The organism is Streptomyces sp. NPDC006012 (assembly GCF_042871185.1).
GTDB lineage: Bacteria > Actinomycetota > Actinomycetes > Streptomycetales > Streptomycetaceae > Streptomyces.
In genome coordinates this window covers 241,804-267,436 of the sequence record NZ_JBIAIE010000001.1, presented here as the reverse complement: position 1 = coordinate 267,436, position 25,633 = coordinate 241,804, and the positions used below count along the sequence as shown (strand labels likewise).

Here is a 25,633-nt window from a genome sequence, read left to right as displayed (position 1 = left end):
CGGCTACCGGCTACCGGCTACCGGCTACCGGCTACCGGCTACCGGCTACCGGCTACCGGCTACCGGCTACCGGCTACCGGCTACCGGCTACCGGCTACCGGCCCACCCTCGTCGGCCGAGGCGCGTCGGCGCGTCAGCCCAGGTGGGTCGGTGCGAACATCCGCAGTACCGCGGGCAGCACGACCACCGACGGACCCGGTGACGCGAGCGCGTCCGCCAGGTCCGCCGCCAGGGTCCCCGGAGTGGTCCGCACCGCCGGGACCCCGAAGGACCGGGCGAGCGCCACGTAGTCGGGCCGGGTCAGCTCCGTCGCCGTGGCCCGGCCGAACGCGTCCGTCATGTACTCGCGCAGAATGCCGTAGCCGCCGTCGTCGACGATCAGCCAGGTGACGTTCAGGTCGTACTGGCGGGCCGTCGCCAGCTCGGCGATCGAGTAGAGCGCGCCGCCGTCGCCCGACACCGCCAGCACCGGGCGGGTCGGGTCGGCGGCGGCCGCGCCGAGGGCGGCCGGGAAGCCGTAGCCGAGCCCGCCGGAGCCCTGGGCCGAGTGCATGGCGTTCGGGGCCTGGGCGTCGAAGGCCGACCAGGCCCAGTAGGCCAGGATCGTCATGTCCCAGAAGGACGGTGCACCGGGCGGCAGGGCCCGCCGGACCGACGCCAGCACCTCCTGTTCCAGGGTGAGTTCCTGAGCGGCGATGCGGTCGGCGACCTTGCCGAGCAGGGTGCGCACCCGCTCCGGTGCCGTCTCGTCCGTGCGCTCGTCCACCGTCTCCAGCAGCGCCTGGAGAGCGAGCCGGGCGTCCGCGTGGATGCCCAGCGCGGGGTGGTTGGACTCCAGCTTGCCGAGGTCGGCCTCGATCTGGATCACCCGGCCGCGCGGCGCGAACGTGTGGTAGTTGGACGACAGTTCGCCGAGCCCCGAACCGACCACCAGCAGGACGTCCGCGTCCGCCAGGAACTCCGTCGTGTGCCGGTCCTCCAGCCAGGACTGCAGGGACAGCGGATGCTCCCACGGGAACGCGCCCTTGCCGCCGTAGGTCGTCACGACCGGGGCGGCCAGCCGTTCGGCCAGCCGCAGCAGCTTGCCGGACGCGTCCGCACGGACCACTCCCCCGCCCGCGATGATCGCCGGACGGGCCGCGCGCGAGAGCAGGTCGGCGGCCAGGGCGGTCAGTTCGGGGCGCGGGGGCAGTTCGTCCGGGGCCGCGTCCACCGCCGTCACCACCGGCAGGGCCGTCTTTGCCCGGAGCACGTCCTCGGGGATCTCCACCCACACCGGGCCGTGCGGGACGGTCAGCGCCGACTTCCAGGCGGCGGCGAGCGCGGACGGGATCTGGGACTGGGCACGGACGGTGTGGACCGACTTCACCACGCCGCGGAACGAGGCCGCCTGGTCCGGCAGTTCGTGCAGATAGCCGTGGCGCCCGCCGCCCAGCCCGGCCGTCGGGATCTGGCTGCTGACCGCGAGGACGGGCGCCGAGGCCGCCGCCGCCTCCTGGAGCGCGGCCAGCGAGGTCAGCGCGCCCGGTCCCGTCGACAGCAGCAGCGGCGCGGCCTCGCCGGTGATCCGGCCGTACGCGTCCGCCGCGAAGCCGGCGTTGTTCTCCACCCGCAGGCCGATGTAGCGCAGGTCGGAGCGGCGCAAAGCGTCGAAGACGCCGAGGGCGTGCTGGCCGGGCAGGCCGAACACGGTGGTCGCGCCGAGCCCTACCAGGGTCTCCACGACCAGGTCGCCGCCGTTGCGGCCGGGGGGAGGGGCGAGGGCCGCCGCCGTCTGCGCGGGGGTCGGCCGGAGTACCAGGTCGTGGTCGTGCGTCACTGGGGCTCGGTCTCCTGGGAGGGGTACGCGTGCGCGGGGCACGCGGGGGCCGGGGTCACGCGGTGCGGTCCGCCGCGATTCTGCGGGTCATCAGGGTGGTCAGCTCGTACGCCGTGTGGGCGGCGGCGACGGCGGTGATCTCGGCGTGGTCGTAGGCGGGCGCCACCTCGACGACGTCCGCCGACACCAGGTTGCAGGACGCCAGGCCGCGCAGGATCTCCAGCAGTTCGCGGGAGGTCAGGCCGCCCGCCTCGGGGGTGCCGGTGCCGGGCGCGTGGGCCGGGTCGAGGCAGTCGATGTCGATGGAGACGTACAGCGGCCGGTCCCCGATGCGCTGGCGCAGCTGGTCGGCGACCTCGTCGGCGCCGCGCCGGTAGACGTCCGCGGAGGTGACGATGCCGAAGCCCATCTTCTGGTCGTCGTCGAGGTCCTGCTTGCCGTAGAGCGGGCCGCGGATGCCGACGTGGGAGAGGGCCGACGTGTCGAGGATGCCCTCCTCGACGGCCCGGCGGAACGGCGTGCCGTGGGTGTACTCGGCGCCGAAGTAGGTGTCCCAGGTGTCCAGGTGGGCGTCGAAGTGGAGCAGCGCGACCGGGCCGTGCCGGCGGGCGACCGCGCGCAGCAGCGGCAGCGCGATGGTGTGGTCGCCGCCGAGGGTGACGAGCCGGGCGCCGGTGCCGAGCAGTTCGTCGGCCGCCGCCTCCACGGTCTCCACCGCCTCGCCGATGTGGAACGGGTTGACGGCGATGTCACCGGCGTCCGCGACCTGGGCGAGCGCGAAGGGCGAGGCGTCCTGCGCCGGGTTGTAGGGGCGCAGCAGCCGGGACGCCTCACGGATGGCGTTGCCGCCGAACCGGGCGCCCGGCCGGTAGGAGACACCGGAGTCGAACGGCACGCCCACGACGGCGACGTCGGCGGCGGGGACCTCGTCGAGGCGGGGCAGCCGGGCGAAGGTCGCCGGTCCTGCGTACCGCGGGACGCGGGAGGAGTCGACGGGGCCGCGGGGCGTCTCGGTGCCGCTCATGGTGACATGCCTTCTTTCTTGTGGTTGTTCGCGCAGGTACTGCTTCCGGATGACTCTGGGACTCTGGGGACCTGGTGGCGGGCCGGTGCGGGTTCGGCGGGGAGGTCGGGGCTCCGGCCGGCGAGGCGTTCGCGCCAGGCGGCCAGGACGGCGGCGTCGGTCGGCTTCGTCAGCAGCGAGACGGCGACGTAGACGACGAGGGAGGACAGCAGGCCGTAGTAGACGGGTTCGTTGGCGAGGATGCCGAAGGAGGCCATCAGGCCGATGACCGCGAGGCCGCCGACGAGCACCGAGGCGAGGGCGCCCTGTACGGTGCCGCGCCTCCACAGCAGCCCGCCGAGGATGGGCACGAGCAGCCCGCCGACGAGCAGGTTGTAGGCGACGGTCAGGGCCTCGACGACGTCATTGAGCACGATGGCCGTGGCGATCACGCCGACGCCCATGATCAGGATGAACGCGCGGTTGCCGGTGACCTCGTCGCGCGCGTCACCGTCCGGCGCGTTCCCGTCCGGTGTCTCCCTGCCCGGCGCGTACGCGGCGGGCATGTCCGTGTGGGGGCGTACCGTGCGGCGGCGCAGCACACCCCGCAGCCGGGACCAGATGTCGTTGTTGGCGACGGTGGCGCAGGCGATCAGCGCGCCGGACGAGGTGGACATCACCGCGGCCAGCGCGGCGGCCAGCACCAGCCCGCGCACACCGATGGGGAGTTCGTCCTTGACGATGGTGGCGAAGGCGTCGTCCGCGTTGCCCAGCCTGGGGTAGAGCACTTTGGCCGCGGTGCCGATGACGGCGCCGGCGAGGGCGTAGACGAGGCAGTAGGTGCCCGCCACCGTGCCGCCCCACCGCGCGGTCCGGTCGCTGCGGGCGGTGAAGACGCGCTGCCAGATGTCCTGCCCGATGAGCATGCCGAAGGTGTAGATCAGGACATAGGTGAAGATCGTCTCGCCGCCGATGCCCAGCGGGTCGAAGTAGGCGGTGGGCAACTCGGCCTTCATCTCGGCGAAGCCGCCCGCCTTCACGACCGCGATGGGCAGCAGGAGCAGCAGCACGCCGACCGTCTTCACCACGAACTGCACCATGTCGGTGAGCGTGATGGACCACATGCCGCCGAGCGTGGAGTAGGCGACCACGATCGCGCCGCCGATGACGATCGCGACGGTGCGGTTCAGGTCGAAGAGGACGTCGAAGATGGTGGCGTACGCGATGGTCGACGTCACCGCGAGCATCAGCGTGTACGCCCACATGACCACGCCCGAGACGACGCCGGCCCGGCCGCCGTAGCGCAGGTCGAGCATCTCGGAGACGGTGTAGACCTTCAGGCGGGCGATGCGGGCGGAGAAGAACACGCTCAGCGCGAGCAGGCCGAGACCGATGGTGAAGACCATCCAGGCGCCGGACAGGCCGTACTTGTAGCCGAGGCCCACGCCGCCGATGGTGGAGGCGCCGCCGAGGACGATGGCCGCCATGGTGCCGGAGTACATCGAGGGTCCGAGCCGGCGGCCCGCCACCAGGAACTCGCTCTTCGACCTGGCGCGGCGCATGCCCCACCAGCCCACGGCCAGCATGCCGACGAGATAGACGACGATCACGGTGTAGTCGACGGCCATGTGGGGGCTCTCCTTCGCGCACGGTCCGGGGCGTGTCGTGCAGAGACGGTCGGGCTCTCCCGGACACGGGGGCTTGGGAGAGCCGGGACGCCGGCAGCGGATCGCGGGGACATCCGCCCGTACCCGCGGCTGCCGGTCCGCACCGACATTAGGTGGCCGGAGAGCGACTGCGAAGTGTACGTTTCATCCATTCGAGCGAGGCCGGATGGAAGGAACGCACACCATGCCGGACACGCCCGCACCAGCCGCACCACCCGTCCCGCCCACCCCACCGGTACCACTGGCGGAGCTGCTGGCCCGGGACGACCTGGCCCTGCGGCAGATCGCCGGCCCGTCGGGTCCCGAGGTCGTCGTGCACTGGGCGCACACCTCGGAGATGTCCGACCCGTACCCGTACCTGCTCGGCGGCGAGCTGCTGCTGACCGCGGGCGTGCACGTCCCCGCGGCGGCGGACCCGGACCGCGCCGCCGCCGGCCGGGCGGTCCCGGATCCGGCGGACCGCCTCGCCGGCTACTTCGACGACTACGTCGCCCGGATCGTGGCGGCGGGCGGCGCGGCCCTGGGCTTCGGCGTCGCCCCGGTCCACGACACGGTCCCGCGGGCGCTGATCGCGGCCTGTGAGACGGCCGGCCTGCCGCTCGTCGAGGTCCCGCCGCGGACGACCTTCTCGGCCGTGGCGCGGGCCCTCTGGCAGCTGATGGCCCGGGCGCGGCTGGCCGAGCTGCGCCGGGTCACGGAGGCCCAGCAGAGCCTCGCGTCTGCCGCCTCCCGCCCCGATCCGGTCCCCGCGGTGCTGCACCGGCTGGCCCGGCACCTGGGCGGCCGTGCGGTCCTGTACGGCCCCGACGGCACGGAGGTGGCCGCCGCGGGCCGGGCCGCCGAGGACGGCGTGCGCCCGGCCCTGGACCGGCTGACCCGGGTCGTACGGCCGCTCGCCACCGCCGCCGGGCCGCCCGCGGCCCCCGCCACAGACGCCGGTGCGCAGGCCGAAGCACACGGAGACGCCGGAGCGCATACGGGCCCCGGACCGCACCCGCTGCTCCCTCCCCCTCCCCGTCCCGGTCCCGGTCCCGCCACCGCCGCCGACACCCTGGGCGACACCCAGCTCGCCGCCTACGCCCTCGGGAACGGGCAGGGGTTCGTGCTCGCGGTCGCTGCCCCGCGGCGGGAGGCCGGGGACCACACCATCGCCTCCGTCGCCGCCGTCCTGCTCTCCCTGCTCACCGCGGAGCACCACAGCGGCGCCGGGGCGGCGCGTTCCTCGGCGCTCGTCCGGCTGCTGCTGGGCGCCGCGCCGGACGACGTGGCACCCCTGCTGGGTGACGGGCGGTGGACGGTCGTGCACGCCGCCCGTCCGCAGGCCCGGGTGCCGGACGCGGTCGCCGCGTCCGCGCTGGGCTCGGCACTGGGCTCGGCACTGGTCGACCTCGCCGGTGACGTCGTACGGGTGCTCGTGCCGGCCGGCCGCGAACCCGCCCCGCAACCCGGCTGGACCCTCGGGATCAGCGCCCCCGCCGACCCGGCCGGGTGGCCGTCCGCCGACGCCCAGGCGGCGCGCGCCCTGGCCCGCGCCCGCGCCACCCGCAGCCCGCTGGTCCGCCACGCCGGGCGCCCTGGACTGGACGGGCTGGTCGCGCCGGACGCGGCGGAGGGGTTCGCCCGCGCGCTGCTGGCGCCGCTCGCCGGACGGCCCGCGCTCGCCGAGACCCTGCGCACCTGGCTGTCCCTGCACGGCAGTTGGGACCGCACCGCGGTCGCGCTGGCCGTGCACCGCAACACGGTGCGGCAGCGGATCGGCCGGTGCGCCTCGCTCCTCGGCGCGGACCTCGGCGACCCCGACGTCCGCATGGAACTCTGGTTCGCGCTGAAGCACCCGGAGCACCGGTGAGTGACCCGCGTCCCAGCGTGCGGCACGCAGGGGGAATCGCACCTCCCGCTGCCCCACAATGGGGGGCATGCCGATACCCGGGACACCCAGCCGTGCCGAGCTAGTCGACCATCTCGTGAGCACCCGCATCGCGGGCGACGTCGCCACTCCCCGCGAGAACAACCTCTCCCACTACCGCAAACTGTCGAACGGCGACCGCAACTTCTGGCTCGGCCTTGAGCTCGGCAACCGCTGGCAGGACGAGCAGGACGTGCTCGCGGTGATGGCGGAGCGGGTCGGCGTCAACGACGACCCCGAGTACCGGTACGGACAGGACACCATCGACCCCGAGCTGACGGTCGACGGCCTGGACCGGCTGGCCCTGCGGCTGCGCAAGGCGGCCGACGGCGGGCAGCGGGTGCTGTTCGCGACGGGCCATCCGGGCGGCCTGCTCGACGTGCACCGGGCCACGGCCGCCGCGTTGCGCGCCGCCGGCTGCGAGATCGTGGTCGTGCCGGACGGGCTGCAGACGGACGAGGGGTACGTCATGCAGTTCGCGGACGTGGCCGTCCTTGAGCACGGGGCCACGCTCTGGCACACCCACTCCGGTGAGCCGATGCGGGCGATACTGACGGGGCTTGAGCGCGCGGAGCGCCCGCTGCCCGACCTGGTCGTCGCCGACCACGGCTGGGCCGGGTACGCGGCACAGCACGGCGTCGACTCCGTCGGGTACGCGGACTGCAACGACCCGGCCCTGTTCCTCGCCGAGTCGGAGGGCACGCTCCAGGTGGCGGTACCGCTCGACGACCACGTGGTCAGCCCGCGCCACTACGACCCGATGACGGCGTACCTGCTGGCCACGGCGGGCCTGGGCGAGGACGACTGACGGACCGACGGCCCGTCATACCGCGATGTGCGGCCCCGCAAGGGGAGCCGCACATCGCGCCTTTGTCCGTACCCGATCAGCGTCCGCCACCACCGTGGCCGCCGCCACCGCCGTGACCACCGCCACCCCCGTGGCCGCCACCGCCGTAGCCGCCACCGCCATGACCACCGCCGCCGTAGCCACCGTGACCGCCGTAGCCTCCGTAGCCATAGCCGCCGTAACCGCCATGACCGTAGCCACCGTGACCGCCGTGGCCGCCACCGTGGTCGCCGCGGAAGTCGTCGTATCCGCCCCACCCGCTGTGGTGGTGCGAGTATCCGGAGTCGATGTGCGCCGGGGCCGCCGAGGCGGTGCCCGCTGCGCCGATCGCGGCGCCACCGGCGATCAGGACACCGGCGGCGGACACCGCGAGAAGACGCCTCGCGCGTTGTGCTCGCATGGGAATGCCTTTCCTTCCATCGTCTCGCGCGCCCGTGCAGGGCACGTGAGGATGGGCCGTCGCCGCAGAGCGGAAGAAAGTGCGGCGCGGTCTCTGGCTCGGCCGCTCGCATGACGAAGCACGTCTCGACGACCAGGCCGCCGGGTCGGGCCACACGGTGCGACGTGGGCGGGAGCGGCGGCCGGAATTCCTCGTGATCGGGAGCATCGACGGCCCGAGGCATGCCTCGTACACGGCTTCGGCGCCAGCCTAGTCCGGCCTTGCGGGATCGGCACCTCGGGCAACAGGCCGCGGGCGGGCGCCGGTGCCGTGAGACGGTGGCGGCAACGGGCCCACCGGCGTGTGCGGCCGGTGCGGGCGCCCCGGCCGCCGTACGGGTCCCGGCCCTGGAGACCCATGTCCTTCGCGTTAGAGACCCATGTCCTTCGCAATGATCGACTTCATGATCTCGCTGGTGCCGCCGTAGATGCGGTTGACCCGGTTGTCCGCGTACAGGCGGGCGATCGGATACTCGTTCATGTAGCCGTAGCCGCCGTGCAGCTGGAGGCAGCGGTCGATGACGCGGTGCGCGACCTCGGTGCAGAACAGCTTGGCGCTCGCGGCCTCGGCCGGGGTCAGCTCGCCCGCGTCCAGGGCCTCCAGGGCGCGGTCGGCGACCGCCTCGGCGGCGTCCACCTCGGCCTGGCAGGCGGCCAGCTCGAACTTGGTGTTCTGGAAGTGGGCGACCGGCTTGCCGAAGACGGTCCGCTCCTGGACGTACTGCTTGGCGAACCGGACGGCGGCCTTGGCCTGCGCGTACGCGCCGAAGGCGATGCCCCAGCGCTCGGAGGGCAGGTTGGCGCCCAGGTAGGAGAAGCCCTTGTTCTCCTCGCCGAGCAGGTCCTCGACGGGAACCTTGACGTCGACGAAGGCCAGCTCGGCGGTGTCGGAGGTGCGCAGGCCGAGCTTGTCCAGCTTGCGGCCGACGGAGTAGCCCTCGGCCTTGGTGTCCACGGCGAACAGGGAGATGCCGAAGCGGCGGTCGTCGGCGGTGGCCGCGGCGGTGCGGGCGCAGACGATGACGCGGTCGGCGTGGACGCCGCCGGTGATGAAGGTCTTGGCACCGTTGAGGACGTAGTGCGTGCCGTCCTCGGACAGCTTGGCGGTGGTCTTCATGCCCGCGAGGTCGGAGCCGGTGCCCGGCTCGGTCATCGCGATGGCCCACATCTCCTCGCCGGTGACGAACTTCGGCAGGTAGCGCTTCTTCTGCTCGTCGTTGGCGAGCATCTTGAGGTACGGCAGGCCGAGCAGCGTGTGCACGCCGGAGCCGCCGAAGGCGACGCCCGCGCGGGCGGTCTCCTCGTACTGGATCGCCTCGAACTTGTGGGTGTCGAGGCCCGCGCCGCCGAACTCCTCCGGGACGTTGATGCCGAACAGGCCCAGCTCGGCGAGCTTGAGGTAGAACTCGCGCGGGGCCAGGCCGGCGGCGAACCACTCGTCGTACACCGGTACGACCTCGGCCTCGATGAAGGCGCGAAGGGTCTCCCGGAACGCCTCGTGATCCTCGTTGAACACCGTACGGCGCACCGTCGGCCCCTCTCCGCGCCTGCACCGGCGCCGGACTCGCGGATGTGACTGCTCGCCGCCGGGGTCCCGACCGACGGGTACGACCCGCGTACGGCCCACACGGCTAAGCGCTTGCTCACCACCGTACCGGCCGGTAGGGAGGCCGTCCAGGGCGATGGCCGTAACCCTCGTCACGCGGTACCCCCGGCGGCCGGCCCCACGCCCCAGGGGCCCCGCCCGCCGGTCCGGCCCCACGCCGCCGCGGGCCCCCGCCCGGCGCTCCGTGCCCGCGCCGCGAGCCCCGGGCGCCCGTCAGTCCGTGCCCGCCGCGGCGAACGCCCCCCGGGCCATCCGGTGCAGCAGCAGCGCCGTGGTGCCGCGGCCGGGCAGGGTGCCCGCGCGGCCGAGATGGGGCGTGGAGTTCAGGAGGCCGAAGACCGAGTGCACGGCGGAGCGGGCGGAGGGCTCGGACAGCCGCGGGTAGACCTCGCGGACGACCTCCACCCACAGCTCGACGTACTGCCGCTGGAACTGGCGGACGAGCTTGCGGTCGGAGTCGCGCAGCCGGTCGAGTTCGCGGTCGTGGAGGGTGATCAGGGGGCGGTCGTCCAGGGCGAAGTCGATGTGGCCCTCGATCAGTGAGTCCAGCAGCGCGTCCGCGTTCCCGGACGCCTCGGCCACCCGCCGCCGCCCGCCGGTCAGCAGCTGCCCGCTGATCCCGACCAGCAGCTCCGCCAGCATCGCGTCCTTGCCGCTGAAGTGCCGGTACAGCCCCGGTCCGCTGATGCCGACCGCGGCACCTATCTCGTCCACCCCGACGCCGTGGAAGCCACGCTCGGCGAACAGCCTGGCGGCCTCCTTGAGGATCTGCTCACGGCGGGTGGGAGCGCCGGTTCTGGTGACCATGCGGGCAATTGTAGACAGGGCGGTTAGCGGTCGTTAACCTGAAGGAAGTGCGTTAACGCTCATTAACAGGGTGAGGGGATCGCAGGATGGATCAGGCACCGGAGCTGACGAGTGCGGAGGACCCCGCGTCGGCGGCCTGGCGGGCCAACGAGGAGGCGCACCGCGCGCTCGTCGAGGAGCTGCGCGGCAAGCTGGCCGCGGCCCGGCTCGGCGGCGGCGAGCGGGCCCGCGCCCGGCACACCGCGCGCGGCAAGCTGCTGCCGCGGGACCGGGTCGACACGCTCCTCGACCCCGGCTCGCCCTTCCTGGAACTGGCGCCCCTCGCCGCCGACGGGATGTACGACGGGCAGGCCCCGGCCGCCGGTGTCATCGCCGGGATCGGCCGGGTCAGCGGGCGGGAGTGCGTGATCGTCGCGAACGACGCCACCGTCAAGGGCGGCACGTACTACCCGATGACGGTGAAGAAGCACCTGCGGGCGCAGGAGGTCGCCCTGGAGAACCGGCTGCCCTGCGTCTACCTCGTCGACTCCGGCGGCGCCTTCCTGCCGATGCAGGACGAGGTGTTCCCGGACCGCGAGCACTTCGGCCGGATCTTCTACAACCAGGCGCGGATGTCGGCGGCACGGATCCCGCAGATCGCCGCCGTCCTCGGATCGTGCACCGCGGGCGGCGCCTACGTCCCGGCGATGAGCGACGAGGCCGTGATCGTCCGGGGCCAGGGGACGATCTTCCTCGGCGGTCCGCCGCTGGTGAAGGCCGCCACCGGCGAAGTCGTCACGGCCGAGGAGCTGGGCGGCGGAGAGGTGCACTCCCGGGTCTCCGGTGTCACCGACCATCTCGCCGAGGACGACGCGCACGCCCTGCGGATCGTCCGCACCATCGCCGCCACGCTCCCCGCGCGCGGGCCGCTGCCCTGGGACGTGCGGCAGGCCGTCGAGCCGAAGGTGGACCCGTACGGGCTGTACGGCGCGGTGCCGGTCGACCCCCGCACCCCCTACGACGTCCGCGAGATCATCGCGCGTGTGGCCGACGGCTCGCGGTTCGCCGAGTTCAAGGCGGAGTTCGGGCAGACCCTGGTCACCGGCTTCGCCCGGATCCACGGCCACCCGGTCGGGATCGTCGCCAACAACGGCATCCTGTTCTCCGAGTCGGCCCAGAAGGGCGCGCACTTCATCGAGCTGTGCGACCAGCGCGGGATCCCGCTGGTGTTCCTGCAGAACATCTCCGGCTTCATGGTCGGCAAGGACTACGAGGCGGGCGGCATCGCCAAGCACGGCGCCAAGATGGTGACCGCCGTCGCCTGCACGCGCGTGCCCAAGCTGACCGTGGTGGTCGGCGGTTCGTACGGCGCCGGGAACTACTCCATGTGCGGCCGGGCCTACTCCCCCCGCTTCCTGTGGATGTGGCCGGGCGCCAAGATCTCCGTCATGGGCGGGGAGCAGGCCGCTTCCGTCCTCGCCACCGTCAAACGGGACCAGCTGGAGGGCCGGGGCGAGTCCTGGCCCGCCGAGGAGGAGGACGCCTTCAAGGCCCCGATCCGGCAGCAGTACGAGCAGCAGGGCAACGCCTACTACGCCACCGCCCGGCTCTGGGACGACGGGGTGATCGACCCGCTGGAGACCCGGCAGGTGCTGGGTCTGGCCCTGACCGCCTGCGCGAACGCCCCACTGGGCGAACCGCAGTTCGGCGTCTTCCGGATGTGAGAGGGAACAAGAAGATGCCTCAGACGGCTCAGACGATGTTCGACACGGTCCTGGTGGCCAACCGCGGCGAGATCGCCGTACGCGTCATCCGCACGCTGCGCGCGCTGGGTGTGCGCTCGGTGGCGGTGTACTCCGACGCGGACGCCGACGCGCGGCACGTGCGCGAGGCCGACACGGCGGTGCGGCTCGGCCCGGCGCCCGCGGCCGAGAGCTATCTCTCGGTGCAGCGGCTCCTCGACGCCGCCGCCCGCACCGGCGCGCAGGCCGTCCACCCCGGCTACGGCTTCCTCGCCGAGAACGCGGGCTTCGCGCGCGCCTGCACGGAGGCGGGACTGGTGTTCATCGGCCCGCCCGCGGACGCCATCGCCCTCATGGGGGACAAGATCCGCGCCAAGGAGACGGCGCGGGCGGCCGGGGTGCCGGTCGTCCCCGGCTCCACCGGAAGCGGGCTCGGCGACGCCGAACTCGCCGAGGCCGCCCGCCGGATCGGGCTGCCGGTGCTGCTGAAACCCTCGGCGGGCGGCGGCGGCAAGGGCATGCGCCTGGTGCGGGAGGCGGACGCGCTCGCGGAGGAGATCGCCGCCGCCCGCCGTGCGGCCCGCGCCTCCTTCGGCGACGACACGCTGCTGGTGGAGCGCTGGATCGAGCGGCCCCGGCACATCGAGATCCAGGTCCTGGCCGACGAGCACGGCAACGTCGTCCACCTCGGCGAACGCGAGTGCTCGCTGCAACGCCGGCACCAGAAGGTCGTCGAGGAGGCGCCGAGCGTGCTCCTCGACGAGGAGACCCGGGCCGCGATGGGCGCGGCGGCCGTGCAGGCGGCCCGCTCCTGCGGCTACCGGGGCGCGGGCACGGTGGAGTTCATCGTGCCGGGCGACGACCCCGCGGCGTACTGCTTCATGGAGATGAACACCCGGCTCCAGGTGGAGCACCCGGTCACCGAGCTGGTCACCGGCCTCGACCTGGTGGAGTGGCAGCTGCGGGTCGCGGCGGGCGAGCGGCTGCCGCTCGCGCAGGAGGAGGTCCGGCTGACCGGGCACGCGATCGAGGCCCGGATCTGCGCGGAGGACCCGGCACGCGGATTCCTGCCGTCGGGCGGCACCGTGCTGCGGCTGCGGGAACCGGGGGGCGCGTGGGAGTCCCCGCTGTCGCCGCCGGCCGGCGGAGTGTCCGGTGTGCGCACCGACTCGGGACTCAGCGAGGGCACCGAGGTCGGCAGCCGGTACGACCCGATGCTGTCCAAGGTGATCGCGTACGGCCCGGACCGGGCGACGGCGCTGCGCAGGCTGCGGGCGGCCCTGGCGGAGACGGTCGTGCTGGGCGTGCCGGTCAACGCCGGGTTCCTGCGCCGACTGCTGGCCCATCCGGCGGTCGTGGCGGGCGAGCTGGACACCGGGCTGGTCGAGCGGGTGGTGGACGACCTGGCGCCGGACGAGGTGCCGGCGGAGGTCTACGCGGCGGCGGCGCTGCTGCGCCAGGCGGCGCTGGCCCCGGGTGACTCCGGCGCCCCCGGCAACGCCGCCGGGACGGGGCCGGGCGGCTGGGCGGACCCGTTCGCCGCGGCGGACGGCTGGCGGCTGGGCGGCGAACGGGCCTGGGCGGTGCACCATCTGCGGGTGCCGGGGCACGAACCGGTCGCCGTGCGCGTGCGCCGCACCCTGGACGGCGGCAGCGAGGTGCTGCCCGAGGGGGCGGCGGCCGTGCTGCGGGCGGACGCGGGCCCGCCGCCGCGGGCGGAGCGGGGCGAGGACCGGTTCACCGTGCGGCTCGACGGTGTGGTGCACACCTTCGCCGCGCTGCCGGACGGCAGCTGGCTGGGCCGGGACGGCGACGCCTGGCAGGTGCGCGACCACGATCCGGTGGCCGCGTCGCTGACCCGGGCCGCGCACGCGGGCGTGGACTCGCTGACCGCGCCCATGCCCGGCACGGTCACCGTGGTGAAGGTCGCCGTCGGCGACGAGGTGGACGCGGGCCAGAGTCTGCTGGTGGTGGAGGCGATGAAGATGGAGCACGTCATCTCCGCCCCGCACCCGGGCACCGTCACCGAACTGGACGTACGGCCCGGCAGCACGGTCGCCATGGACCAGGTGCTGGCCGTCGTCGCACCGCACGAGGAGGCGGAGCAATGACCGCACCGGGACTCCCGATGGTGGTACCCGCGCAGGATCTGCCCCAGCGGGTGCGGATCCACGAGGTCGGCCCGCGCGACGGGCTGCAGAACGAGAAGTCGGCCGTGCCGACCGAGGTCAAGGCGGAGTTCGTCCACCGGCTCGCCGACGCGGGCCTGAGCACGATCGAGGCGACGAGTTTCGTGCGCCCCGAGTGGGTGCCCCAACTGGCCGACGCGGAGCAGCTGTTCCCGATGCTCGGCGACCTGACCGAGGTCGCGCTCCCGGTGCTGGTGCCCAACCGGCGCGGCCTGGACCGCGCGCTGGCGCTGGGCGCCCGCCGGATCGCGGTGTTCGCCAGCGCCACCGAGTCCTTCGCGAAGGCCAACCTCAACCGCACGCTGGACGACTCGCTCGCGGTGTTCGACCCGGTGGTGCGGCACGCGAAGGACGAGGGCGTGCACGTGCGCGGCTACGTCTCGATGTGCTTCGGCGACCCGTGGGAGGGCGCGGTCCCCCTCCACCAGGTCGTACGGGTGTGCCGGGCACTGCGGGACATGGGCTGCGACGAACTGAGCCTGGGCGACACGATCGGCGTCGCGACCCCGGGCCACGTCCTGGAACTCCTCGCCGCGCTCAACGAGGAGGGCGTGCCGACGAACGCCCTCGGCGTGCACTTCCACGACACCTACGGCCAGGCGCTCGCCAACACCTATGCGGCGCTGGAACACGGCGTGACGACCGTCGACGCCTCCGCGGGCGGCCTCGGCGGCTGCCCGTACGCCCGGTCCGCCACCGGGAACCTCGCCACCGAGGACCTGGTGTGGATGCTCCAGGGCCTCGGCATCGAGACCGGGGTCGACCTCGGCCGGCTCACCGCCACCAGCGTGTGGATGGCCGAACACCTGGGCCGGCCGAGCCCGTCCCGCACCGTTCGCGCCCTCTCCCACAAGGAGCAGTGATCAGCATGGACCACCGTCTCACCCCCGAGCTGGAGGAACTCCGCCGCACGGTGGAGGAGTTCGCGCACGACGTCGTGGCGCCGAAGATCGGCGACTACTACGAGCGGCACGAGTTCCCGTACGAGATCGTCCGCGAGATGGGCCGCATGGGCCTGTTCGGGCTGCCGTTCCCGGAGGAGTACGGCGGCATGGGCGGCGACTACCTGGCGCTGGGCCTGGCCCTGGAGGAACTGGCCCGGGTGGACTCGTCCGTGGCCATCACGCTGGAGGCCGGGGTCTCGCTGGGCGCGATGCCGATCCACCTGTTCGGGACCGAGGAGCAGAAGCGCACGTGGCTGCCGCGGCTGTGCGCGGGCGAGATCCTGGGCGCGTTCGGGCTCACGGAACCGGACGGCGGCTCGGACGCGGGCGCGACCCGGACGACGGCCCGGCTGGACGCGGACACCGGGGAATGGGTGATCAACGGCACGAAGTGCTTCATCACCAACTCGGGCACGGACATCACGGGTCTGGTGACGGTGACCGCGGTGACCGGCCGCAAGCCGGACGGGAAGCCGCTGATCTCCGCGATCGTCGTGCCGTCCGGCACCCCGGGCTTCACGGTCGCGCCGCCGTACTCGAAGGTCGGCTGGAACGCCTCGGACACCCGTGAGCTGTCCTTCGCGGACGTCCGGGTCCCGGCGGCCAACCTGCTCGGCGAGCAGGGCCGCGGCTACGCGCAGTTCCTGCGGATCCTCGACGAGGGCCGGATCGCCATCGCTGCGCTGGCCACCGGCCTCGCGCAGGGCTGTGTGGACGAGTCGGTGAAGTACGCCAAGGAACGGCAGGCGTTCGGGCGTCCGATCGGCGCCAACCAGGCCGTCCAGTTCAAGATCGCCGACATGGAGATGAAGGCCCACACCGCCCGGCTCGCCTGGCGGGACGCGGCTTCCCGGCTGGTGTCGGGCGAGCCGTTCAAGAAGGAGGCGGCGCTGGCCAAGCTGTACTCGTCGACGATCGCCGTGGACAACGCCCGGGACGCCACGCAGATCCACGGCGGCTACGGCTTCATGAACGAGTACCCGGTGGCCCGGATGTGGCGCGACTCCAAGATCCTGGAGATCGGCGAGGGCACCAGCGAGGTCCAGCGGATGCTGATCGCCCGGGAGCTGGGGTTGGCGGGCTGACTCCGGCGCTCGGGGCGGGGATTGTCCTGTGCCGCGCAACTCTCGGCGCCGCACAGGGCCTGGTAGCCGTCGGCGAGTCCGCCCTGCTGACTGTAGGCGCGGGCGGCCTCGCCCCACGGCGGCTCCCGCCCAAGAGCCGCTACGGCCGACGGCGTGCCCACGCGCGGCGCCACCACAGTGCCCTCCCGGACAGCAACTCCCTCGCCCAGGACCGGCCGGGGCCGACATCGAGGCAGTGCCGGCTACCGGGCTGCGGGCATAGTGCCGTCGCGCCAGTCGTTCACTCGCTTCCGGATGCCGGCGACCATGGGGAGTGCGTCAACCGCTGTGGGTTCGAACCAGCGGACATCGGTGGATTCCTCGGACACGGCCAGTTGCCCGGCCACGGGCCGAGCCAGGAAACAGACGGAGAACTCCTGCCGGACCTCGCCATCGTCGTAGGCGAAGACGTGACGGGGATTGGAGTAGGTCCCGACAATGCCGGTGATCTCCACGTCGAGCCCGGTCTCCTCACGGGTCTCCCGCATCGCGCAGTCCGGCAACGACTCACCGATGTTCATGGCGCCACCAGGAAGCGCCCACATGCCGTTGTCGCGCCGACGCTGAAGCAGAATGCGCCCGGAGCCGTCGACAACAACGGCGGAAGCAGCCGGAACCAAGCTGTTCGCGACCGGGGCGTGCGAGTCGTCCTCGTAGTCGCGCCTACTCATGTCCCTCCTCGTCCCATACCGGGGTGCCCCGCTTCCACAGTTCCTCGGCGTGCGCGGCGAAGCGGTCAAACATCCCGTCGTCCTGATGGCGGCGCAGATGCAGCGTAGGAGCGTCGTGGCCGACGCTGTGCGTCAGCAACGGCGTGACGATCATGTCGTCATCGAAGCGGAACACGGACAGGTGCGCGTGCCCGTCGCTGAACCTCGCGTCGATGCCCGGTTGGCTCCTGACCTTCTCCAGTTCGGCCAGTGTCACGCGGATACGCGTCGAGAGCGTAAGCGCAACAGCTTCGTCCTGCTCGCGGGACAGTGTGAGATCACTGTCAGGGTCACCGAGCAGGAAACGAACTCGACATCCCAGAGCGGCCTTGCGTCGCAACGCGGTGCCGAACCGGGCCTGTTCGAGCCACAGGAAGTAGTTGGTGTAACCGGCGAAGGTCAGCTCTCGCTCCGCTTTGGTGATCAACGACCGCCACAGCGAAGCTGGGCAACTCGACCGGTACGGATAGACGGAAACTACCTCACGGTCGGGACCAACCTTGATCGCCTTCTTCGTGGCTGCCGGCCACAGCGTCACCTCGTCCTCCCCGAGTGCCTCGCAGATGGCCCACCGATGGCGGGCACGGGGAACCCGCCCGCCCTCTGTGATCCATCGGCCGACCGTCTTGAAGTCGACGCCGCACTTCTCGGCTAACTGACGGTCTGTCAATCGCGCCTGAAGCATGGCACGGCGCAGCGCTTCGTTCACAAGTACCCCCTGGGACGTCAGGCACGCTTCTCACGGTAGACGTACTCCGTACCTAACGGTCATGGAACGAAGTAGGAACGCGCTGCCAGAGGCGGAAGTGTGGTGGGTCACTGACAGACCCCCGCGACCGTGGCGACGGCCCGGGGGCATGGCCACCAACCAGTAAGGGGTTGATGACGTGACCCATACAACCAGAATCCTCCGTCGCCGCAGGCGATCGGGGTTCAGCCGATGACCAGAGCGGACACCGACGCCGGGCAGTGGGAGTACACGACGTACGCACCCAAGGGCGAGACATGCCCCTCGTGCCTGAAGCCGATCAGGAGCCTTGAGGTCTGCCGCCGGGGCATGCTCGCCCGCCGGGACACCTCTCCCATCGCGGCTTACTGGCACTCGGGCTGTGTCCCGAAGGAGGCGGCGCGGTGACCCGGACGCGGCAGCTCAAGAACGGGCGCCCGCTCTTGCCGGAGGGATGGACTTCGTTCTCCTCACAGCCGGACGGCAACGACGCGGCGCATTGGTATGCGACTTCTCCGTATCCCGTGGATGCCCTCAAGGCGGAGTACGGCAGGACCGCTCTGCCGCTGTGCCGCACGGTCGCCGCGGCCACGTGGTCCGAGTTGCACGCGCAGGTGGCCGGTCAAGCCGAGCTGTACGAGCAGCTTACCGGCGGAACAGGCGAGTGAGGGACTGCCCCCGTCCGGCACCCCGACCAGCACCCCGGCGAGGCGCCCGCACCACCTGACGCACGAACCGATGGCGGCCGAATCGGCCCAGGGCTGTGCAGGACAACCGCCCCCCCTCGCGGGCAACACGGAGCGGCCGTTCCCGTGCCTGCCCCTTGGGCAGAGTCTGAGGTTAGGCTAACCTAATCTCGATCCCGCCCCGTGGCCCCTAGCCCGAAAGCAGAGCACACCCATGTCCAACGCCAGATCCGCCCGTCTCTCCCGTCGTGGACTGCTCGCCGCCGGCGGCGCCCTCGGACTCGGTGCCGCGCTCGCGGCCTGCGGCGACGGCGACGCGAAAGGCGGCGGGTCGGAGGGCGGGGCGGGGACCAGCCCCTGGACCGTCAAGGACGACCGCGGACGGACCGTCAAGGCCGACAAGGTCCCGTCGAACATCGTCGCGTTCGTCGGAGTCGCCGCCGCGCTGTACGACTACGGCGTGCAGGCCAAGGGGGTCTTCGGCCCGACCACGACCAAGGACGGCAAGGCCGATGTCCAGGCCGGCGACCTGGACGTCGGCAAGGTGACCGTCCTCGGCAACGAATGGGGCCAGTTCAACATCGAGAAGTACGCCTCACTCGGCCCCGACCTGCTCATCTCCACCATGTTCGACGACAAGGGCACGCTCTGGTACGTCCCGGAGGAGTCGAAGGGCAAGATCGAGTCCGTCGGCGCCCCCACCGTGGGCATCTCGGTCTACGACCGCCGGCTCACCGAGCCGTTGCAGCGCATGCTCGCGCTCGCCGAGTCGCTGGGCGCGGACACCTCGTCGAGCAAGGTCACCGAGGCCAAGAAGCGGTTCGAGGACGCGGCCGCCCGGCTGCGCGCCGCCGCCAAGGCCAAGCCCGGCATCAAGGTGATGGCCGCCTCCGCGAGCCAGGACCTGTTCTACGTCTCCGGCACCGACCTCTCGATCGACCTGGAGTACTTCAAGGCCCTCGGCGTGGACTTCGTCGAGCCGCCGGAGCGGGCGAAGGCCCAGGGCGGCGGCTGGTACGAGTCGCTCAGCTGGGAGAACGCCGACAAGTACGCCGCGGACATCATCATGATGGACAACCGCACCTCCGCCATCCAGCCCGCCGACGTCACCGAGGCCACCTGGAAGCAGCTCCCGGCGGTCAAAGCGGGCCAGGTCATCGCCCGCAACCCCGAGCCGATCCTGTCCTACGACAAGTGCGTCCCACTGCTCGACGACCTCGCCGAGGCCATCGAACAGGCGAAGAAGGTCAGCTGACGCAAGCCGCCGGGAGGGGCACGAGGTCCCGGGCACCGCGCGGCAGGCCGCCCGGTGCCCGGCGCCCCACGGGCCAGCCGCCCTCCCGCACGACGCCCCAGGAGCCCTGATGACAACGGCCGTTGCCGCCCCGTACCGCTTCTTCTCCTTGCAGGTCGTACGGACGAGGCGGCTCGGGCCGTCGCTCGTCCGGGTCGGCTTCGCCGGGCCCGGCCTGGCGGACTTCAGGTCCGACGGACGGGACCAGTCCCTGTCGCTGTTCCTGCCGCGGCCCGGCCGGCGCGACCCGGTCGTCCCGCTGGACCTCGGCGACGACTGGTGGCCGGCCTGGCGCGCGCTGCCGGACGACGTCCGGGCGGTGATGCGCTCCTACACCCTGCGCGCGCTGCGCCGGGACGCGCTGGGCCGTACCACCGAGATCGACATCGACTTCGCGCTGCACGGCGTCGCAGCGGACGGTTCGGCCGCTCCCGGTGGCGCTCAGGCGGGCGGAGGGCCATCGTCCCCCGCGGGCCCCGCCTCCCGGTGGGCCGCCAATGCGCGGCCCGGGGACCGGGTGCTGGTGCTCGGCCCGGTGGTCGCCGACAACCGTGCGATCCGCTTCCGTCCGCCCGAGGACACGGATCTGGTCGTGCTGTGGGGCGACGAGACCGCCGTACCGGCCGCCACGTCCGTGCTGGAGTCGCTGCCGGCCGGTCTGCGCGTCCGCGCCTGGTTCGAGGTGCCGCACGCCGATGACGTGCAGGACGTGCCGACGGCGGCGGACGCGGAGATCACCTGGCTGGTCCGCGACGAGAACTGCCCCACCGCCGTCGACGCGCTGCGGGCCGCCCGGCTGCCGTCCGCCGAGCACCCCTACGTCTGGATCGCGGGCGAGTCCGGCCAGGTGAAGGCGTTGCGCCGGCACTTCGTCGGCGAGCGCGGGATCGACCGCCGGCGCGTCACCTTCGTCGGCTACTGGCGCCGGGGTCTGAGCGAGGAACAGTTCCGCGAGGCGGAGTAACGCGCCCTGCAGTGACGGCAGTCACGGGAGGGGCAGGTTTCCTCGATTGCAACTTAGGTTAGCCTTACCTAAGCGGGAGACCGCCTCTCTCCCCATCCCGCCCGGACCGTCCCCTCGGAGGACCCCGCATGCGCTCGCACCTGCTCAATGACCTCACCGCGGAGCACTACCGCCGCTCCGTGACCGAAGGAGTAGAGCGGGTGGCGGCCCAACTCGCCACCACGGAGCGACCGTTCACCGGCGTCACAGCCGACACCCTCGCCCCGCGCATCGAGCGGATCGACCTCGACCGCCCCCTGCACGACACGGCCGCGGTGCTCGACGAACTGGAGGAGATCTACCTCCGCGACGCGGTCTACTTCCACCACCCCCGCTATCTCGCCCACCTCAACTGCCCGGTGGTCATCCCGGCCGTCGTCGGCGAGGCCGTCCTGTCCGCCGTGAACTCCTCCCTGGACACCTGGGACCAGTCGGCCGGCGGCACCCTCATCGAGCGCCGGCTCATCGACTGGACGGCCGCCCGCGTCGGCCTCGGCCCGGCCGCCGACGGAGTCTTCACCTCCGGCGGCACCCAGTCCAACCTCCAGGCGCTGCTGCTCGCCCGCGAGGAGGCCAAGACCGGCTCGCTCGGCAGACTGCGCATCCTCGCCTCCGAGGCGAGCCACTTCAGCGTGCAGAAGGCGGCGAAACTGCTGGGACTCGGCCAGGACACGGTCATCACCATCCCCGTCGACCGGGACCGGCGGATGCAGACCGTCGCCCTCGCCCGCGAACTGGAGCGCTGCAAGCAGGACGGCCTCACCGCGATGGCCGTCGTCGCCACCGCCGGCACCACCGACTTCGGATCCATCGACCCGCTGCCCGAGATCGCCGGGCTGTGCGCCGCATACGGGGTGTGGCTCCACGTGGACGCCGCCTACGGCTGCGGACTGCTCGCCTCCGTCAAGTACCGGGACCGCATCGCGGGCATCGAACACGCCGACTCGGTCACCGTCGACTTCCACAAGTCCTTCTTCCAGCCGGTGAGTTCGTCCGCCGTGCTGGTCCGGGACGCCGCCACGCTGCGGCACGCCACCTACCACGCGGACTACCTCAACCCCCGTCGCACGGCACCCGAACGCGTCCCCAACCAGGTCGACAAGTCCCTGCAGACCACCCGCCGCTTCGACGCCCTCAAGCTGTGGCTGACCCTGCGCACCATGGGCGCCGACGGCATAGGCGAACTCTTCGACGAGGTCTGCGACCTGGCCCAGGACGGCTGGCGGCTGCTGGCCGCCGACCCGCGCTTCGACGTGGTGGTCGAACCCGCACTCTCCACCCTGGTCTTCCGCTGCGTCCCGGCGGGCGTCACCGACCCGGCCGAGATCGACCGCGCCAACCTGCACGCCCGCAAGGCGCTGTTCGCCTCCGGCGACGCGATGGTCGCCGCCACCCGGGTCGACGGCCGCCACTACCTGAAGTTCACCCTGCTCAATCCCGAGACCACCACGGCGGACATCGCCGCCGTCCTCGACCTGATCGCCGGCCACGCCGAGCAGTACCCGGGAGCATCCCTTGACCGCGCGTCCTGACACCCGAAGCAAGATCTACGACGTCGTGGGGATCGGCCTCGGCCCCTTCAACCTCGGCCTCGCCTGCCTCACCGAGCCGATCGCCGAACTCGACGGCGTCTTCCTGGAGGCCAAGCCGGACTTCTCCTGGCACGCCGGGATGTTCCTCGACGGCGCCCACCTGCAGACCCCCTTCATGTCGGACCTGGTCACCCTGGCCGACCCGACCTCGGAGTTCTCCTTCCTCAACTACCTGAAGGAGAAGGGCCGCCTCTACTCCTTCTACATCCGCGAGAACTTCTACCCGCTGCGGGTCGAGTACGACGACTACTGCCGCTGGGCGGCCTCGAAACTGAGCAGCGTCCGCTTCGGCACGACGGTCACCGAGGTGACGTACGACGACGGGCTGTACACGGCGCACACCCGGTCCGGCGAGACGTTCCGCGCCCGCCACCTGGTCCTCGGCACCGGCACCCCGCCGTACCTCCCCGAGGCGTGCCGGGGCCTCGGCGGCGACCTCCTGCACAACTCCCGCTATCTGGAGCACAGGGAGCGGCTCCAGGCCAAGGAGTCGATCACGCTGGTCGGCAGCGGTCAGTCCGCCGCCGAGATCTACCTCGACCTGCTCGGCGGGATCGACGTGCACGGCTACCGGCTGAACTGGGTCACCCGCTCCCCGCGCTTCTTCCCACTGGAGTACACGAAACTCACCCTGGAGATGACCTCCCCGGAGTACGTCGACTACTACCACGCGCTGCCGGAGGCCGCCCGCTACCGCCTCACCGCCCAGCAGAAGGGCCTGTTCAAGGGCATCGACGGGGAGCTGATCGACGAGATCTTCGACCTGCTCTACCAGAAGAACCTCGGCGGGCCCGCCCCCACCCGCCTGATCACCAACTCGGCGTTGAAACATGCGAGTTACGAGGACGGCACGTACACCCTGGCCTTCCGCCAGGAGGAGCAGGGCAAGGACTTCGAGCTGCGTTCGCAGGGCCTCGTCCTCGCCACCGGCTACCGGTACACCGAGCCCGCCTTCCTGAAGCCCGTCCGCGACCGGCTGCGCTACGACACCCGGGGCAACTTCGACGTGGCCCGCAACTACACCGTCGACGTGACCGGCCGGGGCGTCTTCCTGCAGAACGCGGGCGTGCACGCGCACAGCATCACCAGCCCCGACCTGGGCATGGGCGCGTACCGCAACAGCTACATCATCCGGGAGCTGCTCGGCACCGAGTACTACCCGGTCGAGAAGTCGATCGCGTTCCAGGAGTTTTCCGTATGAACTTCACCTTCCGTCCCCTCGACCCGCTCGCCGACGCCGAGTTGCTGCACTCCTGGGTCACCCACCCCAAGGCCGCGTTCTGGATGATGCAGGACGCGAAACTGGAGGACGTCGAGCGGGCCTACATGGAGATCGCGGCCGACGAGCACCACCACGCCCTCCTGGGCCTGCTGGACGGCGAGCCCGCCTTCCTGATGGAGCGCTACGACCCGGCCCACCGGGAACTGGCCGGCCTGTACGAGCCGGAGGCGGGCGACGTCGGCATGCACTTCCTGGTCCCGGCCACGGACACCCCGGTGCACGGCTTCACCCGGGCCGTCATCACCGCCGTTCTCGCGCACCTCTTCGCCGACCCGGCGACCACCCGGATCGTGGTCGAACCGGACATACGCAACAAGGCGGTGCACGCCCTCAACGAGGCCGTCGGGTTCCTTCCCGCACGGGAGATCCGCACACCGGAGAAGGCGGCGTTGCTGAGCTTCTGCACCCGCGCGCGGTTCGAGCGGGCGGTGGCTTCATGACCCTCGCCGACGCCGTGACCCACCTCTCCCCCGAGCGCTGGGAGCAGGCCAACCGGCAACTGGTCCGCAAGGCACTCGCCGAGTTCGCGCACGAACGCCTGATCACCCCCGAACAGGACGGCATCGGAAACGACGGAAGCGGCAGAGAGGACGGCAGCGACGGAAGCGGCAGATACGTCGTCCGCAGCGACGACGGGCTGACCCGCTACCGCTTCACCGCGACCCGCCGCGCCCTCGACCACTGGGAGATCGACGCCGGCTCGCTCACCCGGCACCGCGACGACGCCGAACTCCCACTCGCCGCACTCGACTTCTGCATCGAACTGCGGCACTCGCTCGGTCTGAGCGACGAGATCCTGCCGGTGTACCTGGAGGAGATCTCCGCCACCCTCGCCGGCACCTGCTACAAGCTCGCCAAGCCCCGGCTGACCTCCGCACAGCTGGCCCGGGCCGGTTTCCAGGAGATCGAGACCGGCATGACCGAGGGCCACCCCTGCTTCGTCGCCAACAACGGGCGGCTCGGCTTCGGCGTGCACGAGTACCTGTCGTACGCCCCCGAGACCGCGAGCCCCGTCCGTCTCGTCTGGGTCGCCGCGCACCGCTCCCGGGCGGTCTTCACGGCGGGCGCCGGCATCGAGTACGCGTCCTTCCTGCGGCAGGAGCTGGGCGAGCGGACCGTCGACCGGTTCGAGCGGCAGCTGACCGACCGGGGCCTGGACCCCGCCGACTACCTCCTCATCCCCGTCCACCCGTGGCAGTGGTGGAACAAACTCACCGTCACCTTCGCCGCCGAGGTCGCCCGCGAGCACCTGGTCTGCCTGGGCGAGGGCGACGACGCCTACCTCGCCCAGCAGTCCATCCGGACCTTCTTCAACACCAGCCACCCGCACAAGCACTATGTGAAGACGGCGCTGTCCGTGCTCAACATGGGCTTCATGCGCGGCCTGTCCGCCGCCTACATGGAAGCCACCCCGGCGATCAACGACTGGCTGGTCCGGCTGATCGACGACGACCCGGTGCTCAAGGCCACCGGCCTCACCGTCATCCGCGAGCGGGCGGCGGTCGGCTACCGGCACCTGGAGTACGAACAGGCGACGGACCGCCACTCGCCGTACCGCAAGATGCTCGCCGCCCTGTGGCGGGAGAGCCCGGTGCCCGCCCTGAAGGAGGGCGAGACGCTGGCCACGATGGCGTCCCTCGCCCATGTCGACGACGCGGGCGCGACCTTCGCCGGAGCGCTGATCGAGCGGTCGGGGCTGGTGCCGGTCCAGTGGCTGCGCCGCTATCTGCGGGCCTACCTCGTCCCGCTGCTGCACAGCTTCTACGCCTACGACCTGGCCTACATGCCGCACGGCGAGAACGTGATCCTGGTGCTGAGGGACGGCGTCGTCCAGCGTGCCGTCTTCAAGGACATCGCCGAGGAGATCGTGGTCATGGACCCGGATGCGGTGCTCCCCCCGCAGGTCGCGCGCATCCGCGTCGACGTCCCCGAGGACACGAAGCTCCTGTCGGTCTTCACGGACGTCTTCGACTGCTTCTTCCGCTTCGTCGCGGCCGGCCTCGCCGCCGAGGGGGTCCTGACGGAGGAGGACTTCTGGCGGACGGTCGCCGAGGTGGTCCGGGAGTACCAGGACTCGGTGCCCTCGCTCGCCGACAGGTTCGGGCAGTACGACCTGTTCGCGCCCGAGTTCGCCCTGTCCTGCCTCAACCGGCTCCAGCTGCGCGACAACCGGCAGATGCTGGACCTGGCGGACCCCTCGGGCGGCCTGCAGCTCGTCGGCAGCCTGCGCAACCCCATCGCCGGCCTGTGACGCGCCCGCGCGGCGCG

22 protein-coding genes are annotated in these 25,633 nt (G+C 72.0%); 14 read left to right on the top strand and 8 right to left on the bottom strand.

The genetic code is table 11. The annotated features are described in order from the left end of the window. Positions 1-133: 133 nt before the first annotated feature. Genes ACFYPJ_RS01200 through ACFYPJ_RS01190 form a run of 3 tightly spaced genes read right to left on the bottom strand, consistent with a single transcriptional unit; the run spans position 134 to position 4,450 of the window. On the bottom strand, positions 134-1,819 hold the full coding sequence (locus ACFYPJ_RS01200) for a thiamine pyrophosphate-binding protein (RefSeq protein WP_389008547.1): 1,686 nt from the start codon (positions 1,817-1,819) through the stop codon (positions 134-136). Between the two features lie 55 nt (positions 1,820-1,874). Then, positions 1,875-2,843 carry an agmatinase gene (gene speB / locus ACFYPJ_RS01195; RefSeq protein WP_389008544.1) on the bottom strand — a complete coding sequence of 323 codons (969 nt, stop codon included), beginning with the start codon at positions 2,841-2,843 and terminating at the stop codon, positions 1,875-1,877. Next, a complete protein-coding gene (locus tag ACFYPJ_RS01190; protein ID WP_389008541.1) occupies positions 2,840-4,450 on the bottom strand; it encodes a sodium:solute symporter in 1,611 nt (536 codons plus the stop codon). The genes speB and ACFYPJ_RS01190 overlap by 4 nt, the downstream gene beginning before the upstream one ends. 223 nt (positions 4,451-4,673) lie before the next feature. Between ACFYPJ_RS01190 and ACFYPJ_RS01185 the strand changes: the two genes are divergently transcribed. Together ACFYPJ_RS01185 and ACFYPJ_RS01180 are read left to right on the top strand one after the other, a co-directional pair. After that, complete coding sequence (locus tag ACFYPJ_RS01185) at positions 4,674-6,338, top strand: helix-turn-helix domain-containing protein (RefSeq protein WP_389008538.1); 1,665 nt, start codon at positions 4,674-4,676, stop codon at positions 6,336-6,338. A gap of 67 nt (positions 6,339-6,405) precedes the next feature. Then, positions 6,406-7,203 (top strand): phosphatase, encoded by a 798-nt coding sequence (locus tag ACFYPJ_RS01180; protein WP_389008535.1) that lies wholly within the window; start codon positions 6,406-6,408, stop codon positions 7,201-7,203. Between the two features lie 76 nt (positions 7,204-7,279). On the opposite strand, the gene ACFYPJ_RS01175 is transcribed toward ACFYPJ_RS01180, so the two are convergent. The 3 genes from ACFYPJ_RS01175 to ACFYPJ_RS01165 form a co-directional block, all read right to left on the bottom strand. Next, positions 7,280-7,642, bottom strand: coding sequence for a hypothetical protein (locus ACFYPJ_RS01175; protein WP_389008532.1), 363 nt, complete (start codon positions 7,640-7,642; stop codon positions 7,280-7,282). A 408-nt stretch (positions 7,643-8,050) separates the two neighbouring features. Beyond that, positions 8,051-9,208 carry an acyl-CoA dehydrogenase family protein gene (locus ACFYPJ_RS01170; RefSeq protein WP_389008529.1) on the bottom strand — a complete coding sequence of 386 codons (1,158 nt, stop codon included), beginning with the start codon at positions 9,206-9,208 and terminating at the stop codon, positions 8,051-8,053. A gap of 291 nt (positions 9,209-9,499) precedes the next feature. After that, positions 9,500-10,093: a TetR/AcrR family transcriptional regulator gene (locus tag ACFYPJ_RS01165; protein WP_389008526.1), complete on the bottom strand. Its 594-nt coding sequence runs from the start codon at positions 10,091-10,093 to the stop codon at positions 9,500-9,502. 86 nt (positions 10,094-10,179) lie between these two features. Here ACFYPJ_RS01165 and ACFYPJ_RS01160 point away from each other — a divergent pair, with 86 nt between their 5' ends. The 4 genes from ACFYPJ_RS01160 to ACFYPJ_RS01145 are packed head-to-tail and all read left to right on the top strand — an operon-like array spanning position 10,180 to position 16,032. Further along, a complete protein-coding gene (locus ACFYPJ_RS01160) occupies positions 10,180-11,796 on the top strand; it encodes a carboxyl transferase domain-containing protein (protein WP_389008523.1) in 1,617 nt (538 codons plus the stop codon). A gap of 35 nt (positions 11,797-11,831) precedes the next feature. Beyond that, positions 11,832-13,925 (top strand): biotin carboxylase N-terminal domain-containing protein, encoded by a 2,094-nt coding sequence (locus ACFYPJ_RS01155; protein ID WP_389010065.1) that lies wholly within the window; start codon positions 11,832-11,834, stop codon positions 13,923-13,925. Continuing rightward, positions 13,922-14,866, top strand: a complete 945-nt coding sequence (locus tag ACFYPJ_RS01150; RefSeq protein ID WP_389008520.1) for a hydroxymethylglutaryl-CoA lyase — start codon at positions 13,922-13,924, stop codon at positions 14,864-14,866. Before ACFYPJ_RS01155 ends, ACFYPJ_RS01150 begins: the two co-directional genes overlap by 4 nt. Before the next feature lie 5 nt (positions 14,867-14,871). After that, complete coding sequence (locus ACFYPJ_RS01145; protein ID WP_389008517.1) at positions 14,872-16,032, top strand: acyl-CoA dehydrogenase family protein; 1,161 nt, start codon at positions 14,872-14,874, stop codon at positions 16,030-16,032. 242 nt (positions 16,033-16,274) lie between these two features. On the opposite strand, the gene ACFYPJ_RS01140 is transcribed toward ACFYPJ_RS01145, so the two are convergent. After that, complete coding sequence (locus ACFYPJ_RS01140; protein WP_389008514.1) at positions 16,275-16,742, bottom strand: NUDIX domain-containing protein; 468 nt, start codon at positions 16,740-16,742, stop codon at positions 16,275-16,277. Beyond that, a complete protein-coding gene (locus ACFYPJ_RS01135; RefSeq protein WP_389008511.1) occupies positions 16,735-17,490 on the bottom strand; it encodes a DUF5919 domain-containing protein in 756 nt (251 codons plus the stop codon). Before ACFYPJ_RS01135 ends, ACFYPJ_RS01140 begins: the two co-directional genes overlap by 8 nt. 231 nt (positions 17,491-17,721) lie before the next feature. Here ACFYPJ_RS01135 and ACFYPJ_RS01130 point away from each other — a divergent pair, with 231 nt between their 5' ends. From ACFYPJ_RS01130 to ACFYPJ_RS01095, 8 genes are all read left to right on the top strand, one after another. Beyond that, a complete protein-coding gene (locus ACFYPJ_RS01130; protein ID WP_389008509.1) occupies positions 17,722-17,916 on the top strand; it encodes a hypothetical protein in 195 nt (64 codons plus the stop codon). Beyond that, the gene (locus ACFYPJ_RS01125) at positions 17,913-18,176 is read left to right on the top strand and encodes a hypothetical protein (RefSeq protein WP_389008506.1); all 264 of its coding nucleotides are present in this window, start codon (positions 17,913-17,915) and stop codon (positions 18,174-18,176) included. The genes ACFYPJ_RS01130 and ACFYPJ_RS01125 overlap by 4 nt, the downstream gene beginning before the upstream one ends. A 232-nt stretch (positions 18,177-18,408) precedes the next feature. After that, positions 18,409-19,449, top strand: a complete 1,041-nt coding sequence (locus ACFYPJ_RS01120) for an ABC transporter substrate-binding protein (protein WP_389008503.1) — start codon at positions 18,409-18,411, stop codon at positions 19,447-19,449. Positions 19,450-19,558: 109 nt separating this feature from the next. Beyond that, positions 19,559-20,452, top strand: coding sequence for a siderophore-interacting protein (locus ACFYPJ_RS01115; RefSeq protein ID WP_389008500.1), 894 nt, complete (start codon positions 19,559-19,561; stop codon positions 20,450-20,452). Between the two features lie 128 nt (positions 20,453-20,580). Continuing rightward, positions 20,581-22,023, top strand: a complete 1,443-nt coding sequence (locus ACFYPJ_RS01110) for a pyridoxal phosphate-dependent decarboxylase family protein (RefSeq protein ID WP_389008497.1) — start codon at positions 20,581-20,583, stop codon at positions 22,021-22,023. Beyond that, a complete protein-coding gene (locus ACFYPJ_RS01105) occupies positions 22,007-23,284 on the top strand; it encodes a lysine N(6)-hydroxylase/L-ornithine N(5)-oxygenase family protein (RefSeq protein WP_389008494.1) in 1,278 nt (425 codons plus the stop codon). The genes ACFYPJ_RS01110 and ACFYPJ_RS01105 overlap by 17 nt, the downstream gene beginning before the upstream one ends. Further along, positions 23,281-23,805 carry a GNAT family N-acetyltransferase gene (locus ACFYPJ_RS01100; protein WP_389008491.1) on the top strand — a complete coding sequence of 175 codons (525 nt, stop codon included), beginning with the start codon at positions 23,281-23,283 and terminating at the stop codon, positions 23,803-23,805. Before ACFYPJ_RS01105 ends, ACFYPJ_RS01100 begins: the two co-directional genes overlap by 4 nt. Beyond that, positions 23,802-25,616 carry an IucA/IucC family protein gene (locus ACFYPJ_RS01095; protein WP_389008488.1) on the top strand — a complete coding sequence of 605 codons (1,815 nt, stop codon included), beginning with the start codon at positions 23,802-23,804 and terminating at the stop codon, positions 25,614-25,616. Before ACFYPJ_RS01100 ends, ACFYPJ_RS01095 begins: the two co-directional genes overlap by 4 nt. The last annotated feature ends 17 nt before the right edge of the window (positions 25,617-25,633 follow it).